The sequence below is a fragment of the Acinetobacter sp. NigerLNRRAM0016 genome (assembly GCF_054112845.1).
In genome coordinates this window covers 22,895-31,765 of record NZ_JBSYVT010000035.1, presented here as the reverse complement: position 1 = coordinate 31,765, position 8,871 = coordinate 22,895, and the positions used below count along the sequence as shown (strand labels likewise).

Annotated in this window: 8 protein-coding genes and 1 pseudogene; 2 read left to right on the top strand and 7 right to left on the bottom strand. The window is 40.3% G+C overall.

Going from position 1 to position 8,871, the window contains the following annotated elements; all coding sequences use genetic code 11:
- Nucleotides 1-128 precede the first annotated feature (128 nt).
- A pseudogene (locus tag ACWQ4X_RS16265) lies at nt 129-1,003 on the bottom strand (IS982 family transposase).
- Between the two features lie 154 nt (nt 1,004-1,157).
- On the opposite strand from ACWQ4X_RS16265, the gene ACWQ4X_RS16260 reads away from it, so the two are divergent.
- On the top strand, nt 1,158-2,786 hold the full coding sequence (locus ACWQ4X_RS16260; protein ID WP_457904336.1) for a Wzy polymerase domain-containing protein: 1,629 nt from the start codon (nt 1,158-1,160) through the stop codon (nt 2,784-2,786).
- A gap of 40 nt (nt 2,787-2,826) precedes the next feature.
- On the opposite strand, the gene bfr is transcribed toward ACWQ4X_RS16260, so the two are convergent.
- The 6 genes from bfr to gmk form a co-directional block, all read right to left on the bottom strand.
- Nucleotides 2,827-3,291: a heteropolymeric bacterioferritin subunit Bfr gene (bfr, locus tag ACWQ4X_RS16255; RefSeq protein WP_457904335.1), complete on the bottom strand. Its 465-nt coding sequence runs from the start codon at nt 3,289-3,291 to the stop codon at nt 2,827-2,829.
- A 245-nt stretch (nt 3,292-3,536) separates the two neighbouring features.
- Nucleotides 3,537-3,731, bottom strand: coding sequence for a bacterioferritin-associated ferredoxin (locus ACWQ4X_RS16250; RefSeq protein ID WP_100241912.1), 195 nt, complete (start codon nt 3,729-3,731; stop codon nt 3,537-3,539).
- 221 nt (nt 3,732-3,952) lie between these two features.
- Nucleotides 3,953-4,336, bottom strand: a complete 384-nt coding sequence (locus tag ACWQ4X_RS16245) for a RidA family protein (RefSeq protein ID WP_044739681.1) — start codon at nt 4,334-4,336, stop codon at nt 3,953-3,955.
- A 74-nt stretch (nt 4,337-4,410) separates the two neighbouring features.
- A complete protein-coding gene (locus ACWQ4X_RS16240; RefSeq protein WP_457904334.1) occupies nt 4,411-6,519 on the bottom strand; it encodes a RelA/SpoT family protein in 2,109 nt (702 codons plus the stop codon).
- Between the two features lie 224 nt (nt 6,520-6,743).
- Entirely contained in the window at nt 6,744-7,025 is a 282-nt protein-coding gene (gene rpoZ / locus ACWQ4X_RS16235; RefSeq protein WP_086209029.1) for a DNA-directed RNA polymerase subunit omega, read from the bottom strand.
- Between the two features lie 77 nt (nt 7,026-7,102).
- Nucleotides 7,103-7,726, bottom strand: a complete 624-nt coding sequence (gene gmk, locus ACWQ4X_RS16230; RefSeq protein ID WP_457904333.1) for a guanylate kinase — start codon at nt 7,724-7,726, stop codon at nt 7,103-7,105.
- A gap of 135 nt (nt 7,727-7,861) precedes the next feature.
- Here gmk and ispH point away from each other — a divergent pair, with 135 nt between their 5' ends.
- The gene (gene ispH / locus ACWQ4X_RS16225) at nt 7,862-8,812 is read left to right on the top strand and encodes a 4-hydroxy-3-methylbut-2-enyl diphosphate reductase (protein ID WP_142767664.1); all 951 of its coding nucleotides are present in this window, start codon (nt 7,862-7,864) and stop codon (nt 8,810-8,812) included.
- The last annotated feature ends 59 nt before the right edge of the window (nt 8,813-8,871 follow it).

Here is an 8,871-nt window from a genome sequence, read left to right as displayed (position 1 = left end):
CCCTTTGTTTGATTAAGATTCGACACCTTTATCAAAATGGGTAACTTTCTCTTTTTCAAGATCAATGTCTGATCAGATCTGAACTAATACATTTAAAGCCTATGTAAACCCGAATTCTGCTAAGCTAACTATTCGATTACTCGAATGTTTGGCTTGTTTTGATGACATAACTGGTAGGCACATAAAGAAGCATAAATTCCCGTCAAGTATCCTTCAATACTTCTCGCTTTACTCGTCACCAAATGATATTACCCTTTTAGCAAGCTGAATAAAGTCTCTATTTTATTACGCTGTTTTAAGTGATATTCATCTGATATAGAGAGTTGCGCAGATTTCATATTCTTTCGATGATAGGTAATTAAATCAGTACCTTTTGCTTTTTATCTGCTCTTTAATTCCTGACTGATATAGCTACGATCAGCATAGAGCTTGGCTTTTAATCCTTCTACCAACCGTTCAACCATTTTAATATCTGTTGTATGTCCATTTGATAAAGCTGTGCTGACAATCTCTCCGAACTGATTCATGATTAAATGCAGCTTACAGCCAAAGAACCATCCCATTGAGCTTTTACTGCGTGTTGCAATCTATGCTAGAGATTTATGCCGTTGAATCCGCTGATTTTTACATACAGGTAGCATCGTCGAATCGATCCATAAATAATGACCCTGACAGTCTTTCATCAAGGTAAAATGTAAGGCATGGCGTGCCAATTGATGTGCTCTGATGAGATGAATTATCCGCTGGTAACACGGTAAATATCGAAACAGTTGATTTTGATTGTGCTTTAATGAAAAGAAGAATGATTTGAAGTTATTGAAATGGGAGCATTTATACCAATAGCGATGAATACATTTTCTGAAATTTTCAATTGAGAAGACCGCATTCTCATACGCTTGTTGCTGTATTTTAAAAATTCCCAATAGCTTGCTTCAAATTTCTGAAAAAAGTCATCAATGATGCATAAGAAATATGTAAAATCGAATATGGTGACTGAAGGCATAGGTGGTGTGGTAACTCACTAATGGTTTTCAGTTACCTTTTTTTCAAGCTAGTTTCTTATCCACGATTCAGGTTATATAATTCTATTAATTCAAATTGAAAAAAAACTAACATTTTGAACTACACTATGCACAGTTCTGCAACTGTAGCACCCCATGAAATTTATTCTCTCACTACTTGCCAGTGTGCTGATTGCACTGGCTTGGCTTTTGCCTGTTCACTATCGTCCGTGGGTGACCTATACAGGCGAGCTGTTTGCATTTTTATCATTATTTTCGCTCACTGCTATTTTTCTGCAACAGAAGCTTAAGTTGCCTGTGGTTACATTGCCTTTGGTGGCTATGGCATTTATCCCATTATTACAATGGATATTTGGGCTAGAGTTTTTTTTCAGTGTGGCTTTGATTTCTAGTCTTTTTGTCTTTGCTTTTTGGTTAAGTATGGTGATGGGGTATAACTTATCATTTATCCAAAAGGATCGAGAGCAAGCCTTTGCATGTTTTAGCTATGTACTGCTGATAACAGGCTTTATTACAAGCTTAATGGCTATTGCACAGTGGCTCACGATTGAAAATCATATTCCTGGTATTGCAAATTTGCGCAGCAATAGACCTTATGCAAATTTTGCTCAGCCGAATAATATGGCAACCTTCCTCATTCTTTCCTTAATGGCGAGTTTGTATTTATTTGAGAAAAGTAAGCTTAAGGCTTGGATTCTGAGTCTTTGCTCACTCACGATATTAATTGCCTTAGTCTTAAGTCAGTCTAGAACCTCATGGGTGGTCTGTATTCTATTTTTAGCGTATTTCTTCTATCAGCAATATAGAGGATATTTACGTCTTAAATGGTATGCAATGCTGACTTGGGTGGGGCTGTTTATAGGGCTTATTTTAGCGATGCCAGCCTTGGATCACTGGATTGCACAGGCTTCGCATTTGGCAATAGCAGATTCTCCAACGGCAATTGAGCGTGCAAGTACAGGACATTTGCGTCTTGGTATTTGGCAGCAGATGCTCTATGCCATTTCGGATCGTTCATGGTTTGGATATGGCTGGAACCAGACCAGTGTGGCACAGGTTTCCGTGAGTGAGTATTATCGTATTTCAGAGTGGGTACGCAGTTCACATAATTTCGTACTCGATTTTCTAGTCTGGAATGGATTACTGATTGGTTTGCCATTCCTTGGCTATCTCATTTATTTGGCGTATCGATTAATTAGCCGAGTAAATTCAACAGAATCCGTGATTGGTATTCTGATGATTGTGGCAGTATTGGTGCATGCCTTATTGGAATATCCACAAAACTATGCTTATTTCTTGTTGCCACTAGGGTTTATTGTCGGCTTGGTATTGTCACAAGAGACAGAACTTAAAGTTTGGACTTTAGCACCGAAATATACACAGATGATGTTTATTGTGGGTGGTTTACTCTTGGTGTTAATTCATCGTGATTATATGGTTGCGGTACCAAAACTGAGCCAGTCGATGCGTTATGAACATACACCTGAAAAGATTACCAATCATGATCGAATTTATGTCTTGGATGAGTTGAATCGCAGAATTGCTTGGATTCGATTGAATCCAAATACGGTATTGAGTAAAGCGGAGTTACAGCACATTTATGAGATGGTGCAATGCTATCCAACCAAGTATGATTTGTTGAAATATGCCCGAGTTCTTGCTTTTAATGGGGATGAGCAGGGCGCACGCCATCAGTTGTGGTTGTTAAAACAATTGAAGCATGTTGATGTTAGCTATGAATCATTGTTGGAACCCACCCAATAAAAGACATAAAAAAGCCAGCTTTCGCTGGCTTTTTTATCAATTAAAGTTGGCTTTGAATATAATTCTCTATGCCCACACTTTCGACTAAATCGAGTTGAGTGGTGAGCCAATCCCAATATTCTTCTTCTTTTTCTAGAATTTCTTGAACCAAATCACGCGTTACGTAATCTAAAGTTTGTTCTGCCAGTGTCACGGTAGTTTTGATGCTTTCAATATTCTCTTTCACTTTACGGATGTCACAATTAAGGACTTCCTCTGTATGCTGGCCAATATAAAGTTTGCCCAAATGTTGCAGATTCGGTAAGCCTTCTAAAAACAAAATACGCTCAATAATTTTATCTGCATGCTTCATTTGGCGAATGGATTCTTTGTATTCTGCAGAGCCCAGCTGTTCAATGCCCCAATCGTTGAACATACGAGAGTGTAAGAAGTATTGGTTAATAGCAGTTAAATGATGATAGAGCACCTGATTTAACTGGTTAATCACATCGCGATTGCCTTTCATAGCATAAACTCCATCAATCAATGCTGATTTAAAATTATCTGTGTAGGGGTATTATAGTCCCTGTAGTTCTTTAAATCTTAAACAAGAATAATCGGAAAGGCGAGTGCTTTATTGAACAGCAAATGAAAATCGCAATCAAAAACAATTGGATATTAAACGATAAAAACAAAAACCGCCTAGAGTCAGAAGCGGGGAGGAGGAATGATTGATCAGATCATGACATTGCTTATTATGATTATTTGAGGCTAAGCGGCAACAGCAATTCTTGCAGCAATTTCAGCAACTTCGTCGCTAATAATGGCGCGGGCTTCAGGTGCACAACGACCACAGCAAGTGCCAAGATCAAGCATGTCGCGAATTTCACGATAGCTTTCTGCACCGCTGGCAACGGCATCTTTAATATCTTGATCTGTAATACCACGACACAAACATACGTACATTGCTGTAAGCCATACTAAATTAAATACGATAAGTAATATTATTGATAATTGTTATCGTTTGTCAATAAAATTCATTTGAAAAGAGAATTATTATCATTGGGAATTTGAATAAAAAATTACCACCTAAGCGGAAATCCGAGTGTTGCTCAGATTTCACGCAAAGGAGTTAGGTCATTTAGATCTAAATATTTAAAGCGGGGGTGGTGAATGGATGGGATCAATTACTGTGGAATAATCACAATACCATCCATTTCAACCAAAGCACCTTTTGGAAGGCTGGCTACGCCTAATGCGGCACGTGCTGGATAAGGTTGCGCAAAGTATTCGCCCATAATCTGATTCACCAATTGAAAATTGGATAAATCAGTTAAAAAGATATTCAGTTTGGCGATATCGGCCAATGAGCCACCAGCGGCTTCACACACGGCCTTTAAGTTATCAAACACGCGGCGAATCTGAGCTTCAATGCCTTCAACCAATTCCATACTGTACGGATCTAAACCGATTTGCCCTGAAAGATAAAGTGTTTCACCAACGAGAATGGCTTGTGAATAAGTACCAATAGCAGCAGGGGCATTTTCTGTATGAATGACTTGGCGGGACATCGATTTCTCCTTTTATATCTGAATACATCTTAAAGGATTGTATTCAGATACAGAAGCCCTATCGATTTAATTGATTAACTTGCTATAGAAGCTTCGGTCACACTGAGTGGAATGGCGAGGCGAGAGATGCGCGGGAAACCATAATGCATACGTAAGTCGCGAATAATCTGGGCAATTTGCTTACGATTGTTGACCACAATATTGACGTAGGTTTTATGGTCATAATTGCGTACCATTTCTACCCCTGTTTTGGCTTTACGACACTGATAAATCAAATCGGAAATTTGTTCATCATCCATTTCCATGTCAATACACAGATAGGCGGTAAAGCTCACGTCATCAAGGTCTTCAGAGGCCCATTGTAGCGGCATGATATTTTCAGGGTGTAAATGCTGTTCATGCAACAGATTGTGACAACGTGCTCGATGCACAATCAAGCCACGACGTGAAAGATGTCCTTGAATTGGATCGCCCAGTACAGGGTTGCAGCAGTGGGCATATTTAACGTCAACGCCCTCAGTGCCTTGAATTAGACGGTCTGAACTATGCAGTTCAACTGATTGCCCTTGTTGAGCAAATAAATGATTGGCAACCAGTTGCGGTAATAAATCACCCACTGCGATTTGCTGGAACAGGCGATCTTTGGAATCCAAATGACGCCATTGCAGTAGATCTAACCAATCATCTTCAGTGAGATCCTGAGTAGAGCGATTAAACAGTCTGAGCGCACGGTTCAGGGCTTGTTCACCCACCAATTGTTGTTCTTCTACATCTTGATCACGCAAAATGTTTTGAATGGCGCGTCGGGCTTTTTGGGTGTTAATAAAGCTAAGCCAGTCTGGATTTGGCGTGGCAAGCACATCGGTAATAATTTCGATCACTTGTCCGCTGAGAAGTGGAGTTGATAATGGCTTGGTTTCACCATTAATTTTCGCCCCAACCGCATGGTTGCCCAAGAATAGGCTAGCAGAATAGGCAAAATCGACGGCTGTAGCGCCTTGCGGTAATTCGTGTAATTGCCCGTGTGGGGTATAAACCCAAATTTTTTCTTGATGTAGATAATCCAGCAAATCATTAAACGTAGTTTTGGCGCAACTACTATCAATCAGCACATTCAGGTTTTGCATGGAGGCTTGAATGGCAGAGCGGCAAGCCTGCGGTGCACTTTCACCCAGTACCACGCCAAAACGCGCAGCTTTACGCATCAGTTCGGTCTGTAGGGTAAGAGACAATGTGGTTTTTTCACCTTTGAGGCGCATCATCAAAGATTGGTTGCCACCAGGCAATGGGCGACGAATATGATCTTGATAGGACAAGACTTGGAAATGTTCTTTTAGAATTTCGGCAAGATTATCGCAATCGGCAATACTTTGTAGAATGATTTCAAAGGCATGACTATGGGTCAGCTCTTGCAAATCAATATCATTTTTTACGAAGTGGCGAAGTAGTTCAATGTTGTTATTTTTCTTTTTAATGCGACCGCTAATTTGGTTTTGTTGTAAGAGCGACGTGAGGTTTTTTTCCCAGATGGCTTGATATTCACAGCGTTTCGGCTTGGTTTTGGCTAAGGCTTCTTGAACATTGTTAAACATGTCTAAATCAAGATTTTGATAACACAAATGTTCAAGATTGTCCGCCATCTCGTTCATGCCGACGAGGCGTGCCATTGGGACAAACACATCAAAGGTTTCTTGGGCAATGCGCGCACGCTTGTCCGGGCGTAGTGACTCCAGTGTGGTCATATTATGATAGCGATCGGCTAATTTAATAATAATGACACGTGGGTCTTGTAGGGTGGCTTGTAAAATTTTTCGGAAAGAGGCTGCTTTGTTATATTCTTTGTCGCTGGAATGGCTGAGTTTGGTGACGCCATCGACCAGTTCTGCCACGGTGCGTCCAAATTTTTCGCTAATATCTTCTTTGCTAAAATCGGTGTCTTCAATCACATCATGCAGGAGTGCGGCCATTAAGGTTTCAGCATCTAAACGCATATGCGCCAAAATACAGCTGACGGCAATCGGATGCAGAATGTAGGGTTCACCACTTTTGCGGGTAATTCCATCATGGGCAATATCGGCATAATCGCAGGCCGCAAGCACTCGTTCGACTTCACTTTCATTCAGATAAGCGTCGATAATCACATTGAGTTGTTGTTTGGCTTGGCTGACTTCTGCGCCTGGCATATAACACCTTTACCTATACCATGAAAAAGCTATTCATCATTTCAGTTTTTAATAAAAAGCAAAGTGCGAAACTTGTCAAATTTTTTGTCGAAAATTCGCAAATCGTCAGTTTATAAAAAATAGAATGGTTTGAGTTAATGTTATAACTGTTCTTGAAGAAATATTAAAGTTCCAAGCATAAAAAAGCCTAGTTAAAAACTAGGCCTTTACATAATTTTTCTAACTTATTGGAAAGAAAAACCATCTAAATTAAGATTGTTTGCAGAAAGTGCAAGATCAAGGCTTGACGTTTGATAGTCTTGCTCACGTTGCTTCAAGATATCTTTTGAAACGTGACCGACCGCAATTTCACGTAATGCAACCACTGTTGGTTTATCATTGTCCCATTCTACAGTTGGTTCAATACCTTGACGTGCGAGTTGACGCGCACGTTTGCTTGCCACTAGTACAAGCTCAAAGCGGTTGTCTACATGGTCTAAACAATCTTCAACGGTTACGCGTGCCATAAGTGTTCTCGTTTAAATGCTAATGCTGAAACAGACTGTGCAGTATAAAATGCTTTCAGTTGAGACTCAAGTTTTAATCACGATTCAACAGGTGTGATCAGCTTCTGGATGAGATCCTGATGGCGATTGGCTTGCTGGGTAAGCACCAGTCGATTTGCAGTAATGACTGATTCCAAATCATGCAGCGCTTTATTAAAGTCATCATTAATAATGACATAGTCAAAATTAACAAACTGCTGCATATCTTCAACAGCACAACTCAAGCGATGTTCAATCACTTCCACGCTGTCTGTGCCACGGTTAGATAAACGCTGGCGTAAATCAAACTGGCTTGGTGGCAAAATGAAAATCTGTTTAGATTCTGGGAATAATTTACGCACTTGCTGCGCACCTTGCCAGTCAATCTCAAGTAAAACATCATGTCCTTTGGCCAATTGTTCTTTAACAGTCGCTTGCGCTGTGCCGTAATAGTTGCCAAAAACTTCTGCATACTCAATAAATCCACCTTGTTCAACCAAAGCCAGAAAATCTTCTTTTTGCGTGAAATGGTAATGTACGCCATCGAGTTCGCCAGAGCGTTGACCACGAGTAGTATGAGACACAGAAACATGTAGGTTGTTTACACGTTCAAGTAGGGCTTTTACGAGAGATGTTTTGCCAGTTCCTGAGGCAGCAGAAACGACAAACAAGAGACCCGACATGATATTTTTCCTGATATGATAAAATATCTTCTCTATTTTAGAGTAGACGAGCTGTAAACTAAATAGCTAGCTGTATTTTAGTTTGCATAAATTTAGCAACGTATGACGTGCATTTAAGTGAGCAATGAGGGTTTTATGGAAATTGTATTGGCTAATCCGCGTGGTTTTTGTGCAGGGGTAGATCGAGCCATTGCGATTGTAAATCGTGCACTTGAGTGTTTTCAGCCGCCAATTTATGTACGCCATGAAGTGGTCCATAATAAATTTGTGGTGGATGATTTACGTCAGCGTGGTGCAATTTTTGTCGATGAACTTGATGAAGTTCCTGACGACAATATTGTGATTTTTAGCGCACATGGTGTATCTAAAGCGGTACAGCAGGAAGCCGAACGCCGTGGTTTAAAAGTCTTTGATGCAACTTGTCCATTGGTGACGAAAGTACATATTGAAGTGACCAAATATGCACGAGAAGGTGTAGAAGCGATTCTGATTGGTCATGAAGGGCACCCTGAGGTCGAAGGTACCATGGGGCAGTATGACAAGAAAAATGGCGGTGACATTTATTTGGTTGAAGATGAAGAAGATGTTGCGCAATTAGATGTGCGACATCCTGACAAAGTGGCTTTTGTAACCCAAACGACCTTGTCAATTGATGATACGGCTAAAGTGATTGATGCGCTACGAAAAAAATATCCAAATATTCAGGGACCACGTAAAGATGATATCTGCTATGCCACACAAAACCGCCAAGATGCAGTGCGTGATTTAGCTGAGCAATGTGATGTGGTGTTGGTTGTTGGTTCTCCAAATTCTTCGAATTCGAATCGTTTGCGTGAGCTGGCAGAACGTATGGGTAAGGCGGCTTATTTGGTGGATAATGCAGAACAGTTACAACAAGATTGGTTTAATGAAAACACCAAAATAGGGGTGACAGCAGGCGCTTCTGCACCAGAAATTTTGATTAAGCAAGTGATTCAAAGATTGCAAGATTGGGGGGCGAAAGTACCAGAAGAGCTTGCTGGTCGAGAAGAAAATATTACCTTTAGTTTGCCGAAAGAGTTACGTATTCCTGTAACCCAAGCTTAAGATGTGACGCACTTATCACCTGATTTATAATTTTTTTAAAACAGATAACTGCTTTTTGC